At 36.7% G+C, this 23,455-nt stretch carries 15 protein-coding genes; 5 read left to right on the top strand and 10 right to left on the bottom strand.

All coding sequences use genetic code 11. From position 1 onward, the window contains the following. The first annotated feature begins 82 nt into the window (after positions 1–82). Positions 83–973: a LysR family transcriptional regulator gene (locus tag AAEU30_RS00420; RefSeq protein ID WP_421958776.1), complete on the top strand. Its 891-nt coding sequence runs from the start codon at positions 83–85 to the stop codon at positions 971–973. Here the strand turns inward: AAEU30_RS00420 and AAEU30_RS00415 are convergent. Together AAEU30_RS00415 and AAEU30_RS00410 are read right to left on the bottom strand one after the other, a co-directional pair. Next, complete coding sequence (locus AAEU30_RS00415) at positions 970–1,548, bottom strand: DJ-1/PfpI family protein (protein WP_421958775.1); 579 nt, start codon at positions 1,546–1,548, stop codon at positions 970–972. The genes AAEU30_RS00420 and AAEU30_RS00415 overlap by 4 nt on opposite strands. A 28-nt stretch (positions 1,549–1,576) precedes the next feature. Continuing rightward, positions 1,577–2,953, bottom strand: a complete 1,377-nt coding sequence (locus AAEU30_RS00410) for a DNA recombination protein RmuC (protein ID WP_421959029.1) — start codon at positions 2,951–2,953, stop codon at positions 1,577–1,579. Positions 2,954–3,300: 347 nt separating this feature from the next. Between AAEU30_RS00410 and AAEU30_RS00405 the strand changes: the two genes are divergently transcribed. Further along, a complete protein-coding gene (locus AAEU30_RS00405) occupies positions 3,301–3,849 on the top strand; it encodes a hypothetical protein (RefSeq protein ID WP_421958774.1) in 549 nt (182 codons plus the stop codon). On the opposite strand, the gene AAEU30_RS00400 is transcribed toward AAEU30_RS00405, so the two are convergent. The 5 genes from AAEU30_RS00400 to AAEU30_RS00380 form a co-directional block, all read right to left on the bottom strand. Next, entirely contained in the window at positions 3,846–6,434 is a 2,589-nt protein-coding gene (locus tag AAEU30_RS00400) for a protein kinase domain-containing protein (RefSeq protein ID WP_421958773.1), read from the bottom strand. The genes AAEU30_RS00405 and AAEU30_RS00400 overlap by 4 nt on opposite strands. Further along, the gene (locus tag AAEU30_RS00395) at positions 6,418–7,407 is read right to left on the bottom strand and encodes an FHA domain-containing protein (protein WP_421958772.1); all 990 of its coding nucleotides are present in this window, start codon (positions 7,405–7,407) and stop codon (positions 6,418–6,420) included. Before AAEU30_RS00395 ends, AAEU30_RS00400 begins: the two co-directional genes overlap by 17 nt. Before the next feature lie 1,216 nt (positions 7,408–8,623). Further along, positions 8,624–11,773 (bottom strand): SNF2-related protein, encoded by a 3,150-nt coding sequence (locus tag AAEU30_RS00390; protein WP_421958771.1) that lies wholly within the window; start codon positions 11,771–11,773, stop codon positions 8,624–8,626. Positions 11,774–12,176: 403 nt separating this feature from the next. Next, positions 12,177–13,139: a transcriptional regulator gene (locus AAEU30_RS00385; RefSeq protein WP_421958770.1), complete on the bottom strand. Its 963-nt coding sequence runs from the start codon at positions 13,137–13,139 to the stop codon at positions 12,177–12,179. Positions 13,140–13,153: 14 nt separating this feature from the next. Next, positions 13,154–14,392: an AAA family ATPase gene (locus tag AAEU30_RS00380; RefSeq protein ID WP_421958769.1), complete on the bottom strand. Its 1,239-nt coding sequence runs from the start codon at positions 14,390–14,392 to the stop codon at positions 13,154–13,156. A 774-nt stretch (positions 14,393–15,166) separates the two neighbouring features. On the opposite strand from AAEU30_RS00380, the gene AAEU30_RS00375 reads away from it, so the two are divergent. After that, positions 15,167–16,384, top strand: a complete 1,218-nt coding sequence (locus tag AAEU30_RS00375) for a replication protein A (protein WP_087534475.1) — start codon at positions 15,167–15,169, stop codon at positions 16,382–16,384. Positions 16,385–16,504: 120 nt separating this feature from the next. Here AAEU30_RS00375 and AAEU30_RS00370 read toward each other — a convergent pair whose 3' ends face one another. Further along, positions 16,505–17,380, bottom strand: a complete 876-nt coding sequence (locus AAEU30_RS00370) for a DNA replication terminus site-binding protein (RefSeq protein WP_421958768.1) — start codon at positions 17,378–17,380, stop codon at positions 16,505–16,507. Between the two features lie 999 nt (positions 17,381–18,379). Here AAEU30_RS00370 and AAEU30_RS00365 point away from each other — a divergent pair. Continuing rightward, positions 18,380–19,729 (top strand): class II 3-deoxy-7-phosphoheptulonate synthase, encoded by a 1,350-nt coding sequence (locus AAEU30_RS00365; RefSeq protein WP_421958767.1) that lies wholly within the window; start codon positions 18,380–18,382, stop codon positions 19,727–19,729. A gap of 74 nt (positions 19,730–19,803) precedes the next feature. Here the strand turns inward: AAEU30_RS00365 and ppsR are convergent, their stop codons facing one another. Further along, positions 19,804–20,613: a posphoenolpyruvate synthetase regulatory kinase/phosphorylase PpsR gene (gene ppsR, locus AAEU30_RS00360; RefSeq protein ID WP_421958766.1), complete on the bottom strand. Its 810-nt coding sequence runs from the start codon at positions 20,611–20,613 to the stop codon at positions 19,804–19,806. A gap of 155 nt (positions 20,614–20,768) precedes the next feature. Between ppsR and ppsA the strand changes: the two genes are divergently transcribed. After that, positions 20,769–23,144 carry a phosphoenolpyruvate synthase gene (ppsA, locus tag AAEU30_RS00355; RefSeq protein WP_421958765.1) on the top strand — a complete coding sequence of 792 codons (2,376 nt, stop codon included), beginning with the start codon at positions 20,769–20,771 and terminating at the stop codon, positions 23,142–23,144. A gap of 69 nt (positions 23,145–23,213) precedes the next feature. Here ppsA and AAEU30_RS00350 read toward each other — a convergent pair whose 3' ends face one another. Continuing rightward, positions 23,214–23,423, bottom strand: a complete 210-nt coding sequence (locus tag AAEU30_RS00350; protein WP_421958764.1) for a hypothetical protein — start codon at positions 23,421–23,423, stop codon at positions 23,214–23,216. Positions 23,424–23,455: the final 32 nt, after the last annotated feature.

The raw sequence follows: 23,455 nt of genomic DNA, 5'->3' as shown, positions 1-23,455 counted from the left end.
GAAAACTTGATTACAATGATATAGACTTACAAAAACGTTAAATACAAAGCTTTTATCAAACTTAAATTGCAAAAATGGAATCATGCTAGACGATATTGTGTTATTTGTGCGCATAGTGCAACAAGGTGGCTTATCTCAAGCTGGAGAGTATTTATCACTGCCTGCGGCTACCGTTACACGACGCTTACAACGCCTTGAGTCTCGACTTGGGCAAAAGTTGCTGCATCGTTCTGCGCGCCAATGCACACTGACTCAACAAGGGCAGGTTTATTACCAAAGCTACGTAAGTTTAGTTGAGCAGTTTGAACAAACCAGTCATCAACTTAATCAACAAAAAGAGCAACTAAGCGGTAAGCTCAAAGTGCTTGCGCCACTTAATATTTGCCATGGCTTTTTAAGGCCAATGTGGTTGTCGTTTACCAAAACCTACCCAGATATTCAATTAGAGCTAATTTTGAGTAATCAACTTGAAGATATAATAAAAAGCCAAGCCGATTTAGCACTACGAATAGGCCCACAAATAGACTCGTTATTGCAGCAAAAAAAGCTCGGGCAAGCTGATTCTATTTTAGTGGCTTCACCTGATTACTTAGCCAAGACCGCAGTGCTTAAAGAGCCAAGCGATCTTAAACAGCACAGTTTAATTGGAACAACACTGAGAAATAGTTGGCCACTCACCAATAGTCAAACACGTGCTAGTTACACACATAAGTGCCGCTTTAGTAGTATTTATAACGATACAGGTTTTGTTAAATATCAACTGTGCGGCCATCAAGGAGTAGGCTTACTGCCGCGGTTCGAAATCATAAATGAGCTTAAAACTGGCGAATTAGTCAGAGTGTTACCTGCTTGGCAAAGTCTGCCAAGGGAAATTTTTGCTATTTGGCCCAGCGGGCGTTTACTTAGTAAAAAATCGGTTTGTTTACGTGATTACATGCACGCATTTATACAACAGCAGCTCCCAGAGGGTTAAGTATTTTTGTGCCACTGAAATTCCATTTGCTTTGCCGTAAGCTCTGCATGTTCCAGGCTTATTAACTCAGCAACCAATTGTAAGCTCATATCAATACCTGCAGAAATACCGCCGGAGGTGGTAAATTTACCTTGTGACACCCAGCGCTTATTTGCGATCACATTTAGATTTGGGAATATACTGGCAAGATCAGTTTGATCTTCCCAATGCGTAGTAACCGTTAGATTATCGAGTAAATCAGCTCTGGCTAATAAAAATGCTCCCGTACACACAGAAGCAACTTTAGTAGCAGTGCCTGCGTTTTTTCGTATCCAGTTTATTACAGCTGGTTTTTCAAGCTCATGGGTATGCACACCACCAACAACGATTAACAAGTCAATAGCGGGATGATCTGCAAAACTGTAATGGGGGTTTACACTAAAGCCTGCACGCGCAAGTACTGGTTTGTTTTTCTCTGCCACAAAAAACACCTTCCAGTTATTATTTGCCAAGCGTTTAGCAGTACTAAATACTTCAAATGGGCCTGAAAAATCCAACACTTCAGCATCATCGTAAATATATATCCCTATGTTCATTTTGAGCCCTTTTAATGAAAACTTTAGATCAATCTAGCTCTAATTGCGCCCGTTCAACACTTTCTTTTGGGAGTTCTTTTTGTACTGATACACCAAGCTCTTTAAATTCAGAAGCTTGTTTAATTAAGTTACCTTTACCACGGTATAACTGTGAAAACGCTTTATCGTAGCTTTCTTTGGCTTTATCTAACTGTTTACCAACGCCTTCCATACTGGTTAAAAAGCCATTAAGTTTACTGTAAAAGCGTTCCGCGCGGTTTGCCAGCTCTTTTGAATACTTTGTTTGCTCTTCAAAACGCCAAAGTTGTTTAACAATATTTAAGCTAGTTAATAGGGTGGTGGGTGTGGCAACCAGTATATTTTGCTCTATCGCTTGTTGGTAAATATCACTTTGATATTTTAATGCTTCAACGAACGCAGATTCTATCGGCACAAACATGATAACGACTTCAGGGGAGTTAAGCCCGGGTAGGCGGTCGTACGATTTACTGGCTAATTCATTAATACGGGCTTTAACCGCCTCTACATGCTCTTTAATCGCTTGCTGAGCTTGTAGTTCATCATCTGCATTAACAAAGCGAGTGTAGGCATTCAACGATGTTTTAGCATCAATAACTAAGTGACGACCTTGCGGTAAATACACCACCACATCAGGGCGAAGGCGGCCGTCTTCGGTATTAAACGAAACCTCTCGTTCGTAATCCGTACCGGCTCGCAGCCCCGCGCTGTCTAACACGTTTTCAAGCATTAACTCGCCCCAATTACCTTGGGTTTTCTTTTGCCCTTGTAGTGCGTTGCTGAGCTTGTCTGCTTGTTCGGTAACGGCTTGGCTTTTAGCTTGTAAATGCAGTAACTCAATTTTAAGTGCTTCACGTTGTTTTGAGTCTTCAACATGAATAGATTCAAGCTTATCGCGAAAACCTTTAAGCTCACCTTGTACGGGCTTTAACAATTGCTCGATGCTTTCTTGATTGAGGGTTTTAAATTTTTGCGATTTGTCTTCTAGGATTTGATTAGCCAAATTTTCAAATTCTTTTTTAAGCTGCTCTTTACTGTCTTTAATATGTTGTAGCTGCTGCTCAAAATGAGTTTGTTTTTGTTCAAGCACAGTCCGTAAAGAATTAAGCTCTACATCTCGAGCATTAAATTCACTACGTAAAGACGTTAAATCAGCTTCGGCTTTGCGCCAATAATTATTATATTGCTGGCTGTGCTTTTCTTGTTCACTAAAGCGAGTTTTAAAATGCTGCGCTTCGTCTCTTTGCTCTTGGTAGCTTTGTTCAAGTAAATCTTGTTCATCAACTAATGCCACATACTGTTGTTGCTTTTCATTATATTGAGTTTGTAATGAGACGATCTGTTGCTGCTGCTCGTTAAGCTCTTTGTAAAGGCGCTTACGACGCATAGCTCCTATGATACTAAAAAGCACGGCACTAGCTGTAAAACCAACACCAACGCTAATCCAGTCGAAATTTGTAAGTAGCTGTAAATACATAAATAAACTTAATTAACCAAAAGACAATTCATCATAGCGAATCTAAAAATACCAAGATAGGTATTTTTGCTACTTCGAGAGCGAAATAATTATTACACGACATTACAGATGTTGTTTTTAGTTTCGTTTTATAAAAAATATCTTCTACACTGAAAGCAAATTAACCTAATCTTAGGTTATGCAGCAATTAATATGTGCTAACAAGCCTAAATTAGCTGCTGTAATTATAATGACCCCCTTATACAAGGATCGATCACATGAATAACATTCAAACTCCAAATATTGAAGTGCTTTGCCAACCAGATAATTACTTTTCGGTGAAAACCCTTACCGTGTTACCTCACGTTAATGAGAACTGGCTAACGTTTTTTGATAATGAAACAAACCCAACGGAGGAGTTAAGTGTTTTATTTGATAACGCAAAACAAGGTGTATCAAAAAGCACTGAGGCTAAACAATATGTTGAACTAATTATTCAGCTAGACCCTTCTGTTGCCGCTGATTGGGAGTTTTACGGTAATGGTGTTGAATATTGTGGTGCCGATAGTAACTGCCAATATAATCTATCAACTGAAATCACAAATGACGACACGTTAGTTTTACGCATTACTCAAGTAGTACCAACTTACGAATTTAACGGCGTAGATAAAGACAATTTAGATAAAGTTATTGAAGTCACCGAAGGTGAACATACTCAATATTTACCTATCTCATTTAGATACACAGCAAAACATCTGCCGACTAATAAAATTTATATGTCGCAGGACCCTAAAATTATAGTACGTAGACCTGGTGCTACACTTTAATTTAATACACTACCACAATTAAAAGAAGGGTCATATTGCTGCACTAAGCTTATAAACCCTTCTTTTTGACACCATGGCTTAAACCAAGGTAGCTTGAACCACATTGGGTGATAGCCTATTTCTAGTGACTTTTCGATATACATTAACGCTGATTGATACTCACCTATCACGCTATACACTAATGCTGCGCTAAACACGTATTCGTAATGGTCTGCTGCAATACTTATTGCTTTATTTAATGCCTGCAATGCGAGCTTTGCTTCGCCTAATTGGCTGTATGCTTGAGCTGCTTCTAAATAGCTATCCAATGTTTGCTGACTCTGAGTAAGTTCTATCACCTTTAAATAATTAGCTGGGTAAGATTCACTAAGTCCGAGTGATTTTTCAATATCTGCTAAATTTAGCCTAAAACCTATATGCTCAGGGTTAATATCAACGGCTTGCTGCGCAACGTGTAACGCCTGCTCAAATTCACCTTGTAATGAATAAGCAATGCTTAAATTACTTAAATCAGTGCTTTCGGGCTTAATGGCGATTGCCTGATTATATTGGTTTATTGCAACACTTAGTTCACCTTCGGTGAGTGCGATATCTGCGAGCAGTTGGTTTGCTGTATAGTTATTTGGACTTATGATTATTACTTCGTTGAGTAATTGTTTTGCCTCAGCTATTTTACCTTGCCACCACAACACAAGCGCCAAATTTTGTTTTATTATAGGATTAGGCCGTATTTTTAACGCCAGTTCAAATACTTGCTGTGCCTCAAGCAGTTGATCTTGTTGTAGATATAACATTCCTTTTAATTCGTAAAGCGTTAATGTACTGGCACCTACTTGTTTTGCTTTAGTTAAATACTGCTCCGCCGCTACCCAATCCTGCTTTGCTATCGCAATAAGCATGGCATTTTTAGCGAATGCAGGGGTGTTTTGATATTCAGAAGGCGCATTAAACAGCAGCTTACTAGCAATATCTAAATATCGCTTTTGCTGCGAGAGTTGATACAAACTCAGTGCAACTTCACGCAATAGCTCATAATTAGCATACAGTTGCGGGGTAAGTTCAATCGCTTCGGTAATACGTATAAATAACTGTTCTGAATGCAGCTCAACTTGTTGAACCTTTTGAAAGAGCGCAATATGCTCAATTTGTACGGTATCACTTAGCTCAGATAAGGTTAAATATTTACTATCAAAATCAGGAAAAAGCGCGGTTAACTGCTGTCTACTTGATTGATACATTTGGCTGTAGTTGTCCACAATAATAGGCCATTGTTTACGCGCTTTTACTGTCCAGTTTGGTGCCTCTAAACGAACAAGCGTTAAGTAACACTGCAACTGAGTGCAATTGAGCTCTGAACTAATAGCTTCTTGCAACCCTGTAGCTTGACTTAGTTTATTAAGCTGAGCAGTTAAATTAAGCTGTTTATGTTCACCCGTTACAATTGTGTCAACTTCATCACGAGAAATTAAATGTAAGTGCTTACTATTTATTATGCCTTGCCTTACAGCATCATCAATTGTCGCTTTTATCATATCAAGATCCGCATTAAGCATTGATTGTGCTTTTATTACAGGCGGTAAAAATGCAACATAATGTTCACTTGGTGGCTCATTAAGTTTATAAGTCAGCCCAACGGCCACCAAAGCAATCACAGATACGGCGACCAAAAAAGCGGGTTTAAAAAGGGATTTTTTTTGTATCGCGAGTTGCTCTATTGGAATAGTATCTTGTGCTAGGATTTCTTGTTGTTTAATGGCAATAACTACATCTTGCAACTTACGTGCAACCTGTTTGGCATCAACAGGACGAAGCTCTTTTTTTCGTTGCAAAAGTTGGTTTAATAAATCACATAATTCATTTGGTAGTTTAGGAATAATTTCATGTGCATTTAGAGCCTTCCCGTTAGCTATATTATTAGCCAGTGTTTTTGCTGAGCCTTCTCCAAATGGATGTCGGCCACTAACAAACAAAAATGCCAGCATACCAAACGAAAATAAATCACTGCGAAAGTCTAATGGTTGTTTATTTAGCTGCTCCGGCGACATCGCGCTAGCGCTACCAAAGCTAGATTCTAAACTTTGCTCTTTTAGTGGGTTACTCTGTAACGTAGCAATACCAAAGTCAGTTATTTTTAATTCATGATTGTCGATAAGTATATTGCCTGGTTTTAAATCACAGTGCATTACACCTTGGCTATGCGCATGAACGAGTCCAGCGCACAGTTGTTGTAATAAATTAAGCTTTTCTTCAATTGTCGTTATGTGCTGGTGTTGAAACTGGAGTAACGTTTTACCTTTAAGATACTCCATAACAATACATATTTGCTGCTCATACAACAGCACATCGTGCACTTGTACTATATTTGGATGGTTCAAACGAGCTAAAAGCTGGGCCTCTACAAGTGGGTCACTATGATTTACTAGATGTTCTGTAGATTTTAATATTTTAATCGCAACATAGCGCTTTAAACGTGTATCTTCAGCAAGGTACACACTTCCCATACCTCCTTGGTTAAGTAACTTTATCAGTTTATAGTTAGTGATGATCTGATTAAATTTTAATACTGTTTCATGCTCTAACGACATCCGAGGTACTCTCTAATTCACATCCTTTATAAATTGTAAAAGATGAGCCAGCAAACCGTACTTTTCGCAGTTGTCTTTCAATTATATTTTCAGCGTCATGAACATTTGTTAAAACTTCTGAAAATTGCTTGCGAGCACGATGTATCTGTATATTTAAATAGCGCATGTCGACACCTAAATCTTTCACTAATTGCTCCGTATTAACCCACCCCTGGTTTGCAGGTAATACTCCTTTTTTAGCATCTTGCGCTCTATAGCGTGCTAAATTTAAGGTTAAATAGTGATGACAGCGTACATGCAGGTCATAATCTTTATTATTTATATGATGTTGAATTTTTAATGCTGAAGTTTCTTCATCCAAACTAAGGTTAAAAATAAAATCTAAATCACTAATATACAACTGGGGTACTGAGCTCATTTGAGTAGTCACTTCTAAGTGACTAGATAAAAACATCCAATTGTCATGCCCTAATGAAATAATGCTATTATCTTCTAATACCTCTTGGTTAACATGCTGTGAATCTTCTAATGACTCTAGCAACCACTGCCCTGTCTCTTTTTGATAAATCACAGCGCTATCTGGTTGTGATTCAGGCAGCAGATGATAATGTTTAAGCTTAATTGATTCTGCGGTTTTATTTTGCTGTTCATCTAATTTTATTAACTGATCTGCTGGAGCACTTAGATCTTTTACAACATAAGTCGTGTCAGAGTTACCTGCGAAGTAAATTTTATCACCTACGCTTAACGCTTCACTTTCATCTTTGGCCAAACGCTTATGGTTTAACCAAGTGCCGTTAAGACTCAAATCTTTGATATACCACTTATCGTTTAACCACTCGATGATAGTGTGTATTTTTGACACGCTTAAGTCATTCACAAGTGTATCGACAGAATACTGGAAACGCCCAAAACTATGGTGCGCATATAAAAAGCAATATTCACTTGTATTTTTATTAATTAAATAAGCCATTATCAATACCTTAAATCAAATGATGAGGTAGATATCTAACTATTGATATTACAACGAATTACCAAGAATAGACACAACCTAACAAAAATAAAACACAAGAAATTAACATTTCATTGCATTTACGGTTTTCTCCGCATACAACTGCGGTTAGATAACAATATTTTAGAAAGAAAAATAGCAAATAAATATTACGTGTTATTACAGCAAACGAATGTGAAAGGGTAACTAAAAAGAGTAATTAACTTTGCTAAAAATTCAAATCAGTATAAAGGGGCAGATTTTTCAAATGCATAAAAAAAGCCAGCTCAAAGTGAGCTGGCTCAATATTACTAAAATAAGTAACTAAATAGGGAAATCAACATGATGCATGGGTAAACTGCAATTTAACCACACGCAATTAAGTAGACGCCCACAATTTACATTAGTTCAAAAAAGTTGATAAAAGATCAAATTAGTAAAATAGAGCACGCATTTTACTCAAGTATAAAAAAAGCCAACTCAAAGTGAGCTGGCTCAATATTACTAAATAAGTAACTAAACGGGGAAATCAACATGATGCATGGGTAAACTGCAATTTAACCACACGCAATATAGTAGACGTCCACAATTTACATTAGTTCAAAAAAGTTGATAAAAGATCAAATTAGTAAAATAGAGCACGCATTTTACTCAAGTATAAAAAAAGCCAGCTCAAAGTGAACTGGCTCAATATTACTAAATTAGTAACTAAACGGGGAAATCAACATGATGCATGGGTAAACTGCAATTTAACCACACGCAATTAAGTAGACGCTTACAATTAAAATTAGTTCAAAAAAATTTAATAAAAGATCAAATTAGTAAAATAGAGCACGCATTTTACTCAAGCATAAAAAAAGCCAGCTCAAAGTGAACTGGCTCAATATTACTAAATTAGTAACTAAACGGGGAAATCAACATGATGCATGGGTAAACTGCAATTTAACCACACGCAATATAGTAGACACTTACAATTTAAGTTAGTTCAAAAAAAGTTGATAAAAGATCAAATTAGTAAAATAGAGCACGCATTTTACTCAAGCATGAAAAAAGCCAGCTCAAAGTGAGCTGGCTCAATATTACTAAATTAGTAACTAAATAGGGAAATCAACATGATGCGTATGTAAACTGCAATTTAACCACACGCATATAAGTAGACGAATAAAACCTTATTTAGTTCAAAAAAATTAAAAAAACTTTACTGCTTTATTAATGACAACATTTGGCTTTCATCAAAACTTGTAAAACTCATTGATTTATCAGTAAATAATGCATCTACTAATGCTTGCTTTTCTTGCTGCATTTTAAACACTTTCTGCTCGATTGAATTAGCCATTATTAACTTATAAACAAATACAGGGTTGGTTTGTCCAATGCGATACGCACGATCGGTTGCCTGCTTTTCAACAGCAGGGTTCCACCAAGGATCAAAATGTATAACCGTATCGGCTTGAGTTAGATTAAGACCAGTCCCCCCAGCTTTAAGGCTGATTAGAAATACTGATGTATTCCCCTGAGTAAACTCATCAATCACTTTTTCTCTATGGCGAGTTTGACCTGTGAGTAAACTATATTTAATCGCTAAATGGTTAAGCTGCTCAGCAAGTATATCCAGTACAGATGTGAACTGGCTAAAAATAATTACCTTACGACCTTGCGATAACATTATTGGCAGATGCTTACTTAGCCATTCTAATTTAGCACTACCAGCTTGTGTTTGCGGTTCTACTAATCGGGGATGACAACATACTTGCCTAAGCTTTAATAGTGCATCTAAGAATGCTAGCTTGCTCTTTTGCACTCCTTGAGCAGCAAATAAGTTTATCATTTTCTCCTCTAACGAGTTAGTGATCCCTTCATACAGTGATTTTTGTTGTGCTTCAAATTCAAACTCTTTGACTAGCTCAGTTTTAAGTGGCAGCTCTTGAGCAACTTCTGCCTTAGTTCGACGCAGGATAAAAGGCATGATTAGAGACTTTAATTCATTGGCTCTATCGTTATCACCATCACGCTCAATAGGAACTTGAAAGTGCTGCTTAAAATGACTAACAGAGCCAAGCAAAGAACTCATGGCAAAGTCGAGTAACGATTTAAGTTCAAATAAATTATTTTCAATTGGGGTACCACTCAAACACAATTTAAAATCAGCGTTCAACCGCTTTACTAAACGAGACACTTGAGCGTTATCATTTTTAATATATTGAGCTTCATCAAGGATGATATTTTCAAAGTACAATGGAGTGTAATACGCTATATCCCGCTTTAATAAGGGGTAAGTCGTTAATATACAATCTGACTGTGCAAGGTGTTGTAATTGTTCTATACGTGAAGCACCAAAGATTGTGGTAATTTTTAAACTACTGGTAAATTTTTCGATTTCATTTTGCCAGTTACTTACTAGACTTGTAGGACAAACAATAAGTGTAGGTCCAGCTTGCACTTTTTTCTTTGAGTTAGCTAAGAAAGCAATAACTTGCAATGTTTTGCCAAGCCCCATATCGTCAGCAAGAATACCGCCTAATTTATGCCGTTTCAAAAACTCTAACCAATCAACTCCTTGCTGCTGATAGTCGCGTAATATAACCCCGTCATTGAGGCCTGAGAGAGGCTTGTTTTTTATGCTATTTGAGTGTTCAAGTTCACTAAGATAAGACTCTAAATTATCATCAACTAAATTTACGGTTAAACAGTCTAACGCCATTAGCTGCGGCAAAAATGACAATGGGATCAATAATTCATCCCTTGTCTTTATGAGCTCAAAGCGGTTTGTGAAGTCATTAAGGGTATTAAACGCTCTCTTATCTATTACAGCAAAGCTTTTACCACTAGAAAAATAGAAAAACTGATCACTTTGTCTGTTTAAAGATTGAAAATCAGGATTTTCATTAGCAAGAACAGTCGCTGCTTTAGATTTAGGGATCAATATTTTACTAACTATTTGATGCCCTTTTCCGCGTTTAATATCAAGTGACACCGATAGACGAGACTTTTTGATAACAAGGTTTTTATCTGCAACTTTCCAGCCTCGTAACTTTAGACTAGGAATAACATCGTATTTAAACCAATGCTGATAGATAGAACTTTGTTTATTAAAAATAAACTTCTCTTGTAAAGGCCCTTTACAACTCTCAAAACCGAGGTTAATTAATTCAGTAATAACCGTATTTTCAACAGCCGAGTTTAGGATGTGAGTGGGGGCAGAGTTTGGAGGATAATTTTTCCCCTGATAATTAAACTGCAGATTAAGATTAAACTGATTATTACTGTTATCTACTTCAATTACGGCTTGGGTTTCAGTGTGACGTTTTAACTTTTGCTGCGCTGAACGCTTATAATGTGGAATAACACCATCACCAAAATTAGACGTTATTTGTTTATAAACACGCGCTAAATTATCTTTATGTATAGCAGGAATAGACTGAATATGAGCAACTTCTTCACCACTAAGTGGTGTACGAATACGGCCAATCTTTAATGTGTCTGTATCAAGGTAAGTCGGTGGGGTGGTTTTTAATAACAGCCAAGAGTCTTTATTATTGATACCTACTTCAAGCTGCATAAGCTCTGAAGAGTCAGACCAGTTGAAACTTAAATCAACAGCGCTATCTGGCTTGATCGGCTTTCGTGCACGACCAAAAAACAGCCTTTGGGTTGCGATAAGTTGCTGTAATGCAGCAAACCCCCATTGACCCTTGAGCTCTAGGTTCCCGAGGGCATTTTGTGAACGGATCCAACTAAAAAGTCTAAAATCACTTTCGAGTAAATCTGTAGGAGTAACAAAACTATTTAGCTGTTGGTCAGTGAGATTACGGCCTAAAGTATAATTATGCTCACTTGATGAAGCCGCTATTTTTGGCGTTAAAACGACTTTAGACGCGTCAACTTCAAGCACAAATAATAAAACGTTTTTTGCTATGTCTGATTGGTTTTGTTTAATTTCCTTAAGCTCATCAAACCAATCATTCATAATATAATCTTGGCCATACTCGCCAGAATTATCAATTTTTAGTTTTAATAACACAGCGGCCAGATGCCGGCAGTTAGTTTTTGCATTACATGAGCAATGGCGGTCAACAGAAAAACCATTTGCTAATTTTTTAATCTCGATATGTTGGGTAAAAGTACTTCCTTCATTACCAAACATTGAAGCATCGATGACTGAAAAGTCGCTATTATGCTCTAACCAATTAATTTGACCATTGGCTAAATACTCTTTTGCCTGCACTAGAACCTGCGGGCTAAATAGTTGTTTAATAAACCGCTCAGAAAGAGGAAACAAGGTTGCTTGTTCTTGTTTAATTTCTTCAAAAATAGCAAGTAGATCAGATTTTGATAAATTAGCAGACATAGCGCCTAGGGCAGTATAAATAAAAAATAATTTTCCCAGTATATGATTTATCGCTCAAGAGAAAAAGCATTAAAGTACTAATTCAAACTGGTTGGAGTAGATAAGTTAGTAAAAAATCGGTTTATAGAAAAAATTAGGTAAAACAGAACTAACGAACAACAAACGCACAAGTTATATACAAGTTAATAACAAACAGGGGACTATACAGATCAAATTTTTACTAAGTACTAGTGAATATGATGACTGAAAGGATAATAGCGTGTGTTTTGTTAGTAAAATAGTGATCTAAGAGGCTTAAATGAACATTACAGGGTGAAAAAGATCATTATTTTACTAACAATATAAGGTGTTGAGATCATATTTTTACTAACAAAAGCATGATCTCAGATCAGTATTTTATTAACTAATTAAAAGCTTTAAGAAGTTTGGTTAACTGTTCTAAGCGCTTGTCTGTCATAACTTTATTATCTATTTTAATAGATAAATCACCACTTTTCAGATTACGTTGAACGCTAATAAAATCATTTTCAAGAACAGCTTCTTTACGTTGTACAGACTGTGGCTCTGCAGTCAGTAATTTAGTTATAGCCAATGCTCTTTTTTCATCACCCTCTATTTGGCTAAGACTTTTATCATCAGCCAACTCTATAACTAAGTTTATAAACGCACTTTCGTCTCGCTCTTTTGCTGCAATGAGTTTTTTTGCAACCTCACGGCCAACGTGATTAGCAGTAGGATAGAGTGATAAAACGCTCTCAGGGAGCTTTTCATAGGCTTTAATAGCATCTGCAACCGCAGTATGGGAAACTCCCTCTATAGCCGCTATTTCGCGATATGACCCCTTTTTACCTTGTTCGATTAACTCATCTTTTGTGTATTGATACGCTTGGCCTAATTCCCAAAGACTCGGTGCAATATATTGATCCGAAGAAACAGCTAAAATTCTAGCATCTAAATCAGTAAAATCAGCAGAGCTAAGTACCATATAATCAGCATTACTTAGGATACAGGCCATACGGCGGCGTGAACCGGCTAAGACGAGAGTCTCGTTGCCTTTATCCCAACATAATGCAGGGTGTTGGTTACGGCCATCTTGTGCAATTGCAGGCAGTATATCAGCTACTGACTTCTCGTTTAATAGTGCTTGGACACGGCGATTTTTACCATAAACTTTTGTTGTTTGTTCAATTTGTTCATGGGGGATAACTTTACAGATCAATGTAATAGACCGTGAAGGATCGCTAGGTGCAGGCATTTTTATAACATCACCAGCACTTGCTTGCTCTAAAAGCTCATCAAGATTACTGTTGCCAATAGAGGTAGCAAAAGGATCTAAGCTGGTGTCATTTTTACGTTTTTTAGCCATTTTTATTAACTACCTTACTTAGGGTTTTTTAATTGTGATTCGGTTGATTTCCAATTAGAACGGATCAACATTTCTAGCTCATCAACTACATCCTTGATATTTTCTTGAGCACGAAGTAGAGATTCTCGGCTTGCAAGACTATCAGAAGTTTTTTGATCAAAAATGGTATTAAAAGATGATGAACTAGCAGTAATTGCAGAGCTATGATTAATCGGGTAACTCATTACTTGACGACCAAAAGCACTACGTACGTCTTTAACAATGTCGCGCTGAGAGTGATTACCCTTTACATAATTAGTCACTAAGAATTGCATGAAATCCCAACCTTCGTGACCTAAAGATGCCACAGTGTGATAAATTTCACCTAAGCGCTTTAAATATTTATTGTTAGCGTCAAAATCAACCGCTTCAGGGTGAACGGGTATTAACATGGCTGTTGATGACATTAAAGCGTTATAAAACATAAAGTTAAGAGAAGGTGCAGTATCAATTAAAATGATATCAAATTGATCTTTTACCGGCTCAATAACTTTTTCTAGTAATTTATGGTAATGGCGAGTTTTATCATAACTCGAACTATCTTTTAATAATGTTGCTGTTTCATGCTCAAAATAAAAGTCATCCATTCCTGAAGGTAACATTCTAATATTGGGAATATGAGTAGGTAAAAAAGAATTAGATACCAATTGTGGCCAGGTTTCACCATCGTCAAGTTCAATACAGTCACGCATTAAGTCGCCAACTGTAATAGGATCCGGTTCACTTGGAGGAAAAAAGCTAGATGAAGAACCTTGCGGATCCAAATCGATGATACCAATACGATAACGTTTAATATTTGTAGTCGCTAACGCAGCTGCAATATTAACCATGCTCGTTGTTTTGCCACAACCACCTTTGAGAGAATTTATTACAATAACTTGTAGTTTATCATCTTCATTGCGGTGATCAGGCTGAATATCCATAATATCAGCCATTGCAAAGATATTAACTAAAGTATACGCATAATGCCCATTAGCACCACGTTTGATATTCAATTCATCAAAGTCACCATTATCATGGCGACGTTTTAACGTTCTATTGTTACATCCTAAAAGGTCTGCTGCTGCTTTTTGAGTATAGGTACGTAATTCTTTTTCTTCTGATTTCAAATGCGCACGATAATGCTGAATACGTCCTTCTAAAGATTTTTCTGCAACTTCTGCTGTTGCTTTTAAAAGCCGATAAGTGGCTAAGGCATTATTATGAATTGACATGCTTTATTCCTCAAAGTTAGGCTATAAGTATAATGTCCATTCAAATCGCTGTAAACAAGTATTTATAGCGACATGTATTTTAAATAGAAGACATTAAAAACTTAATTTATAAATTTTAGATTGCTTAGTATAAATAAAGAAGATTAAAGGTGGTTAAATATATAAGGTAGTAAAGGTTAGAGGATAAAATATATAGCATAAGTATATGATTTTAATCAATAATAGCTAAAATATTAGATCAGGTTTATACTTAGTTAAGATCAGATCTTTAATAACTGATAGATCACATTTTTACTAACTAGTAATTCAACTTGTAACTTATGCACAGCTTGGCCACAAAGTTAGTCACAAAAAGTTAGTGTGAGATCAATTTTTTACTAAGTAAAATAGTAAGTTATACACTGCAGAAGTGTTTATCTAGTACATTTAATTAGTATAGATCTGATCTGTAGTAAGTACAGATCAGATCTATGCTAACTCAAATCACCTTTATACACAGGCAAAATAAAAATTAGCGATTATTGTCGTGTGTTTTTGCTAAATAAAACAGTTTTACCTGACAAAAAAGCAATTGAGTTAGTAAAATTTCGGTTTGAAGCTGTTACCTTAGTATAAAACTGATCTCAAAAACATGATTTACACTTGTAGTTAGTAAAATAGTGATCTAAAGATATATTTTAAACTCAGATCAAGTTTATACTAACTTAAACATTTAACTTTTCTCGTTATATGTGTTGTTATTAACTTTCGCAATAAAATTTGGAAATAAGAACAATGAGCCGAAAGGTTAACATCTCGGTAGATAACTTGCCCGATACTTTACGGGGTCAAATCCACGGGGTGGAAAGTGCAATCGATAATGAAAGCTTAGCATTATTTACTGATAATAAAGATGTACGCATTTCAATTGAAAATGCAGCACATGGATTGCGAGCATACTCGAATACATTTAACCATTATGATTTGTGGGGACGTTTTGTTCGCTCTGGTCATAAAAAATTACCACTTGAAGAAGCCCCTAAAAAGACAATCATTACGCGTAAAATTTCTGAAAAAGTCGATGGCATTTTATACGATGGTGAAATAAAGATAACACCGGCTGTTGTGAGCTCTCGAAAAGATGGCGAAGATGTTGAGTTTTTGGTTTGGCCATCAGATCGTGAAGAAAAAGTTGAACGAGCACTTATTCGTTTAGCCTCTAAGGGTAAAATCGTTAAAATAAATTTTAAGTCCGGTATTCAATATGCTGTGGTTTTTTCGATGAATGAATTGGCACAAGAGTTAAAAGCTGTTGGTCAATCAATGCCGTACCCACAAATTAAAGAAGCATTAGAAGCTTTACAAGGTTCTAAACTTTCCTTTAAATATTCTGCAACAGATACAAAGAATACAGATATTGATGATTCATTTTATGAGTCGAACATGAACTTTTTATCATCATTACATTTTAGTGGTAAAAAAGGGCAGGGCGGCAATGTAAAATGTGTTGCTTGCCTAAACGCATTTGTTCATAACATGATCGATAACTTAGAATATAAAGGCTATTATTTTAATAGTGCTCAAGAATTAAAACGGGGTTTGTCTCGTTGGATGATGCTGCGTTTGTACCATCTTTGGCGCTATGCTGCTCCAGGTAAAACATACCATTTTAGATTATTATCAATTATGGAAAAATACGGTTCAATTTATTCAACTGATGACATAACTGAAAATAAACTCAAAGCGTTACGTCGTGATATGACGACCACCATGAAAGATTTAATCGAAAAAGGAGCAATCTCAGAATACAGCATCACAAATGTTAAAGATGATAAAACAGGTAATATTATTGATTACACATATGAGATGCATCCATCAGATCAATTCTGCGATGAGATTCTTACACTTAACAAACAAAATAAACGTATTGAGATTCAAGGTGGAAAACGAATTGTAGAAAATGCAGTTTTGATCGATGAAGATAAAATAGAAGAAATAGTCGAAGATAATTAATTTTTGCAGCCTTTAGTTTTTACTAAAGGCTTTTTTGTATTACTCAAGCTAATGAGTAATCGTATTAGTTTGAAAAGAAAAGCTATTTAACATAATAAAGTTGTATGGAATAGCGTTAAATTAATCCGTCACTTGCTCTAAGTAAAGTCTATCAACTAAGAAATCATATTCTCTCTTTCTAGGATGACTGTCGGGCTTAATATAATTAGGTAGAGTGCCGAGTTTCACATCGGGCTCTGGATTTATTAAAATAAAAGGTAACGCTGCACTGACATGATATCTATTTTGCGCAGTGTATCTCACATTTACCTGGGGACTTACTCTTGTAGGCCTGCGAATTCTTAATTTTTCTTTATCCCCCAAGCTTGCAACGCGAACTTGCTCTTGAGCAACAAGTGCCTGCCAATTATGTTGATCTATCATTCTCGGATTAGAATACCCGGCTGATTTTTCGAGCATTGCTAAAGCCATTTTTTTAGTTAGCGTTTTAGTTGCATGCTTGTGCATCCAAGTAAAACGAACAGAAAAAGGGGAGTCGTGCTCAAAGTGAACTTTTCTATATGCGGCTAGAGTGATTAAATTTGGTACGGCATTATGAACGGCTTCAAATCGAGCATCATTATTATCAATCGATAATATACACTCTTTGAAAGCTGCTTTTGCTTTATTCAGCTGTTGGATGCGCGCAACCAGACTTTCTTTATTCGCATTTTTTAATACTAATAATCCTGGATGACGTTTAAGAACACGTGAACTAAAACCAGACTTTTTGTATACATCAGAAAACGAATTTAAAATTGACTTATGCGCGACTTGACCTGATTGTTTTATTACCTCGATAGTGTGCGGAACTATCTTTTCATCATTACTTTCTATTTCAGGTAGCTGATAAAATTCAGCTTTAGAATACTCACACTCTCTTAAGTCTTCTATTAATAAATTAGTAAGATCATTTAATAAGTCAAACTGACTTCGGATTTGTACTTTTGATACCATAAGAACACATCATACAACAACTATTTACTATAGCATAGCATTTATCAAGATCTTGTCTATCTCCTGATTGCTATTACTCTAATATTCTTCATTTGCTGAGTGTATTATTGACTAAATTTAAGTATGATGTGTTCTTAATTTTGTAGCTATCTGAAATTGTTATATTGCGATTGTTACTACTATTAGCGTTTGTTATTTACGTAAATTTGGAATCAATAAAAATTATCTAATGGGGTTTATATATATCTTACTAATTTGGTGTGGGCATTTATTAATTTGTTTGTGCATTTTATCAAGCTTTCGCATTTAAGAACCATAGTATGAATTTGGTACATTTCTAATGTTCGTAAGATAAAATCAAAATGGAGTCAGGGTACGGAAAATATACGCACTAGGTGCGGTGTTTTATAAATGATATGAATATGTTATTACATGGTTTGACATTTAAATTACCAGTGGAGTATATGCAAGCTCATGAGTTCCATGTTGAGAGTACAGTTACCCAAAACCAGCTACTGAGCTTACGAATGAATAGCATAGTAAATAGTAAGATATGTATTTACCAAACTCGCACTGCGAATTTAATTTATTAGTTACCCGAAGGCACAATCAAAAAATTAAGCACCTTTAAAACCTCTCCTAGCACAAGAGTCAAACCTTTTCCATGGAAAGCGAAATTATTTAAAATAACAGTGTAAAGCTGAGAGTACACTCTGTTATAGCTGAGGTATGATGTGTTCTTTTATGCTTTTGTTATCTTTATCGATACATTTTAAAAATGTACTGCCTTCAAGAATATATTTAATAGCCTATTATCAGTTACTTAACTAATCCTGGTTTATTTATAAAGAACATTTCAGAAGTTGACAGGGGTATAAAACAACCTTTTAATTTATGTCATAACTAAATAATTGATAATACGTGAATATAGTCCTTGAACAGGGGGGCTGCATACGTTAATTTCTTTGTATCAGGTAATAGTAGGAATGAGGAAATATTATGCAGTCGTGGAACCCAAATAGCTGGAGAGAACTCCCTATACTTCAGCAGCCACAGTATCCAGATCAAGAAGCCCTTAAAACAGTAGAAGGGCAATTAAAGAGTGCACCGCCTTTAGTGTTTGCTGAAGAAACACGCAGTCTTTTTAAACAACTTGAAGATGTGTGTGAAGGTCGTGCCTTTTTACTTCAAGGTGGCGATTGTGCAGAGTCTTTTAGTGATTTTAATGCGGCAAATATTCGTGACACATTTAAAACAATTTTACAGATGGCCGTTGTTCTTACTTATGGTGGCAAATGTCCGGTAGTTAAAATTGCACGTATGGCAGGTCAGTACGCTAAACCACGCTCAGCTGATATGGAAACAATTGATGGTGTATCTTTACCATCGTACCGTGGTGATATAATCAATAACTTTGAGTTTACTGAAGAAGCCCGTATTCCAGATCCACAACGTTTAATGACGGCGTATCATCACAGTGCTGCAACACTTAACTTACTCCGAGCGTTTGCACAAGGTGGCTTAGCAGATTTACATCAGGTAAACCGTTGGAACATGGGTTTTGTAGCTGCAAACCCGTTAAAGGCTAAATACCAACAGCTTGCTGATAAAATTCAAGACGCATTAGAGTTCATGGAAGTATGTGGCATAAATTCTTCAATAGCCCCAAGCTTAAAAGAAACTGACTTATATACGTCTCATGAAGCTTTATTATTAGGTTATGAAGAAGCCCTTACACGTCGTGATCACCTATCGGGCGACTGGTATGATTGTTCTGCACACTTTGTTTGGATTGGAGAGCGTACTCGTCAACTAGATCACGCACATATTGAGTTCTTCAAAGGGATAAAGAACCCTATTGGTGTTAAAGTTGGCCCTGGTATGGACCCAGATGAACTTATCCGTTTAATTGATGCAGTAAACCCAGATAATATTCCAGGTCGCCTTACACTTATAACGCGTATGGGTGCAGACGTATTACCAGAAAAACTACCAGCACTTGTACGTAAAGTACAACAAGAAGGTCGCAAAGTAATTTGGAGCTCTGATCCAATGCACGGTAATACTGAAAAAGCGACATCAGGTTATAAAACCCGTAGCTTTGATAATATCCTACGTGAGATCAGCCAGTTCTTTGCTGTTCATAAAGCTGAAGGTTCATATGCAGGTGGTGTTCATTTAGAGATGACAGGCCAGCATGTAACAGAGTGTACCGGTGGTGCTTATGGGTTATCAGATGATGACTTAGCACAACGCTACCGTACTCAATGTGACCCACGCTTGAACGCAGATCAAGTTTTAGAGCTTGGCTTTTTAGTAGCGGACTTATTAAAAGACGCACGTAAATAATATTTTTCAAAAGTAAAAAGCCACTTAAAAGTGGCTTTTTTTATGTCCGATATCTGTATTTGAAATTAAATAAGTTAGTACTTACGTCGTTCAAGATTAGTATCAGATATAATCTTAGCTGAAATTTCTTCTACAGAGTGATGAGTCGAGTTTAAATAAGCCAGTTTATGCTTTTTATACAACATCTCAACTTCACGTACTTCAATTCTACATTGCTTTAACGAAGCGTATTTTGAATTAGCCATTCGTCTTTGCCTAATATCAGCAAGTCGAACAGGGTCAATTGTTAAACCAAACAGTTTATGCTTATAGGCAGTTAAACATTCGGGTAATTTACCTGTTTCTAAATCGTCCTCAGTTAAAGGGTAGTTTGCTGCTTTAATACCGAATTGCAAAGCAAGATATAAACTAGTCGGCGTTTTACCACTTCGACTAACGCCAACTAATATGATATCTGCCTCAGCATAATTTTTTATATTGGCACCATCATCATTTGTTAATGCATAATTGACTGCATCAATCCTGAAATCATAGCTTTTTTCATGCATTGAATGTGTTCGGTGGACTTTTGGAACTGGTGCAACATTTAACTCTTTACCTATTTTATCACTGTAAGTTGATAAAAAATCATAACAAACAGCGCACGAAGAACTAATAATTTCACTCAATTCATGATTTACAAAAGTATAAAACACAAAAGGCTGCTCGCCATCGCGTTGAGCTGTTTTGTCTATTAACTGTCTAACTTCGTTCGCTTTTTGTTCGGTTTCTACAAACGGGATTGTTTTATGATTAAATTTGACCGGAAATAGCGACAGTGTCGCATGGCCAAATACCTCTGAAGTAATGGCTGTGCCATCAGAAATATAAAATGCAGTTCTCATATTAACCTTTTTATTACCTATTGTAGTAAATTGAGCCCATATACGGTTTACGTATGGACTGTTGCCAGTGTAGAATGAAGGTGACCTTTTTAGAAGGTTTTCTTTCTTAACTCTCACAGTTAATACTACAATTTGTTTTTTTGGAGAAAGATCCCGTGCAAGAATACGTTCTCTGGTATCAAGAGCTTGGTATGCAAGATGTTCCACGTGTTGGTGGTAAAAATGCCTCACTCGGCGAAATGATTTCAAACCTAGCTAACGCTGGTGTGCAAGTCCCTGGTGGTTTTGCAACAACTGCAGACGCTTTTAATGAGTTTTTAGAACAATCAGGACTCAATGCAAAAATCCATGACATCTTAGACACACTTGATGTTGATGATGTAAACACACTAGCCAAAGTAGGTGCTGATATCCGCCAATGGATTATCGACACACCATTCCAACCTAATTTAGACCAAGCAATCCGCCAAGCTTATAGCCAACTCCACGGCGATACAGCAGCTGATGTTTCATTCGCAGTACGTTCATCTGCAACTGCCGAAGATATGCCTGATGCATCATTTGCAGGTCAGCAAGAAACCTTCTTAAATGTTCGTGGTATAGACTCCGTAATGGTCGCCATTAAACATGTATTCGCTTCTTTATTTAATGACCGTGCAATTTCATACCGTGTACACCAAGGATATGATCATCGTGGCGTTGCTTTATCTGCGGGTATCCAGCGCATGGTTCGTTCAGATAAATCAGCATCAGGTGTAATGTTCAGTATTGATACTGAATCTGGTTTTGAAGATGTTGTTTTTGTAACATCAAGCTATGGTTTAGGTGAAATGGTTGTACAGGGCGCAGTTAACCCTGACGAATTTTATGTACACAAACCGACTCTTGCTAAAGGTAAGCCTTCAGTTGTACGCCGTAATATCGGTTCTAAAGCTATTCAAATGATTTATTCAGATGACGAAGCTCATGGCAAGCAAGTTGAAATTGTAGATGTAGATAACGCACTTTCTAACAAATTCTCAATCACAGATGCTGAAGTAGAAGAACTTGCTAAGCAAGCTGTGATCATTGAAAAACATTACGGCCGCGCGATGGATATCGAGTGGGCCAAAGACGGTAACGACGGTAAACTATATATCGTTCAAGCTCGTCCAGAAACAGTTCGTTCAAACGAAGACACAAACGTGATGGAGCGCTTCCAATTAAATGGCAGCAGCAATGTTGTTGTTGAAGGACGTGCCATTGGCCATAAGATTGGTTCAGGTATTGTTCGTGTACTTAACTCAATCGATGAAATGGATCAGGTACAAGTAGGCGATATCTTAGTCACTGATATGACAGATCCAGATTGGGAACCAATCATGAAACGTGCTGCAGCGATTGTTACAAATCGTGGTGGTCGTACGTGTCATGCTGCAATTATTGCACGTGAACTGGGTATTCCTGCTGTAGTAGGGTGTGGTAATGCAACCGACCTAATCACAGCTGGGCAAGAAGTAACTGTTTCATGTGCTGAAGGTGATACCGGTTTCATCTACGAAGGTATTTTAGATTTTGAAGTCCTCACTTCACGTGTTGATAAAATGCCAGAATTACCAATGAAAATTATGATGAATGTTGGTAATCCTGATCGTGCATTTGACTTTGCTCGCCTACCTCACGCAGGTGTTGGTCTGGCCCGTGTTGAGTTTATTATTAACCGCATGATTGGCGTTCACCCTAAGGCACTGCTTAATTTTGATGCTCAAACTGATGCATTAAAAGAAGAAATTACCGACATGATTGCCGGCTATGATTCGCCAGTAGAGTTTTATATTTCTAAACTTGTTGAAGGTATTTCAACACTAGGTTGTGCTTTTGCACCAGAGCGTGTAATTGTTCGAATGTCTGATTTTAAATCAAACGAATATGCAAACTTAGTTGGCGGCCAACAATACGAGCCAGAAGAAGAAAACCCAATGATTGGTTTCCGTGGTGCAGCACGTTACATCTCGGAAGATTTCCGTGACTGTTTTGCCTTAGAATGTGAAGCAATAAAACGTGTTCGTAATCAAATGGATATGACCAACATAGAGATCATGATCCCATTCGTACGTACCCTTGAAGAAGGTAAGCGTGTGATTGAATTACTTGAGGAACATGGCCTTAAACGTGGCGAAAATGGCTTAAAAGTAATCATGATGTGTGAACTTCCTTCAAACGCACTTTTAGCTGAAGAATTTTTAGAGCACTTTGATGGTTTCTCTATCGGTTCTAACGATTTAACACAGTTAACGCTTGGACTAGACCGAGATTCAGGCTTAATAGCACACCTTTTTGATGAGCGTAATCCAGCTATTAAAAAGCTTTTATCTATGGCTATTCAAACTGCCAAAGCAAAAGGTAAATACGTGGGTATTTGTGGCCAAGGCCCATCTGACCATGAAGACTTTGCTGCATGGTTAGTAGAGCAGGGCATCGATTCTGTTTCTCTTAATCCAGATACAGTGCTTGAAACATGGTTATACCTTGCTAAAAAACTAGCAAGTTAATCCATCGTATTGATAAAAAATGCCAGCTATATTGCTGGCATTTTTGTTTACTCTATTATTTTTATTAAATTAGCGAGCTAACTTTTTGTCTAAAAATGCGCATGATTTTGTTAACGCTTTCTGGCATAAACTTAGGTAATGCCGTGCTTTAGGGTAGTAAAACGAAAAGCACATTAAACCCGCAATAAAAAATATTAAAGATGGACCAGGCACAACCGCAAAAAACAATCCTAGCAGCATGAAAAAGCTACCAAGTAAAATTAACAAACATTTTTTCATATTTTATAACTCGTCACTCAATTCACTAAATT

Source organism: Pseudoalteromonas mucoides (assembly GCF_049257175.1).
Classification (GTDB): domain Bacteria; phylum Pseudomonadota; class Gammaproteobacteria; order Enterobacterales; family Alteromonadaceae; genus Pseudoalteromonas.
The sequence above is the reverse complement of the archived record's forward strand: the minus strand, read 5'-3'. Positions and strand labels throughout refer to the sequence as shown.

What these genes read in the sequence shown, in the direction of transcription:
- AAEU30_RS00410 (WP_421959029.1), bottom strand. Translation starts at nt 2,953, where the DNA reads ATGCGTCGTAAGCGCCTTTACAAAGAGCTTAACGAGCAGCAGCAACAG.
- AAEU30_RS00420 (WP_421958776.1), top strand. Translation starts at nt 83, where the DNA reads ATGCTAGACGATATTGTGTTATTTGTGCGCATAGTGCAACAAGGTGGC.
- AAEU30_RS00380 (WP_421958769.1), bottom strand. Translation starts at nt 14,392, where the DNA reads ATGTCAATTCATAATAATGCCTTAGCCACTTATCGGCTTTTAAAAGCA.
- AAEU30_RS00390 (WP_421958771.1), bottom strand. Translation starts at nt 11,773, where the DNA reads ATGTCTGCTAATTTATCAAAATCTGATCTACTTGCTATTTTTGAAGAA.
- AAEU30_RS00375 (WP_087534475.1), top strand. Translation starts at nt 15,167, where the DNA reads ATGAGCCGAAAGGTTAACATCTCGGTAGATAACTTGCCCGATACTTTA.
- AAEU30_RS00395 (WP_421958772.1), bottom strand. Translation starts at nt 7,407, where the DNA reads ATGGCTTATTTAATTAATAAAAATACAAGTGAATATTGCTTTTTATAT.
- AAEU30_RS00400 (WP_421958773.1), bottom strand. Translation starts at nt 6,434, where the DNA reads ATGTCGTTAGAGCATGAAACAGTATTAAAATTTAATCAGATCATCACT.
- AAEU30_RS00370 (WP_421958768.1), bottom strand. Translation starts at nt 17,380, where the DNA reads ATGGTATCAAAAGTACAAATCCGAAGTCAGTTTGACTTATTAAATGAT.
- AAEU30_RS00350 (WP_421958764.1), bottom strand. Translation starts at nt 23,423, where the DNA reads ATGAAAAAATGTTTGTTAATTTTACTTGGTAGCTTTTTCATGCTGCTA.
- ppsR (WP_421958766.1), bottom strand. Translation starts at nt 20,613, where the DNA reads ATGAGAACTGCATTTTATATTTCTGATGGCACAGCCATTACTTCAGAG.
- AAEU30_RS00365 (WP_421958767.1), top strand. Translation starts at nt 18,380, where the DNA reads ATGCAGTCGTGGAACCCAAATAGCTGGAGAGAACTCCCTATACTTCAG.
- AAEU30_RS00405 (WP_421958774.1), top strand. Translation starts at nt 3,301, where the DNA reads ATGAATAACATTCAAACTCCAAATATTGAAGTGCTTTGCCAACCAGAT.
- AAEU30_RS00385 (WP_421958770.1), bottom strand. Translation starts at nt 13,139, where the DNA reads ATGGCTAAAAAACGTAAAAATGACACCAGCTTAGATCCTTTTGCTACC.
- AAEU30_RS00415 (WP_421958775.1), bottom strand. Translation starts at nt 1,548, where the DNA reads ATGAACATAGGGATATATATTTACGATGATGCTGAAGTGTTGGATTTT.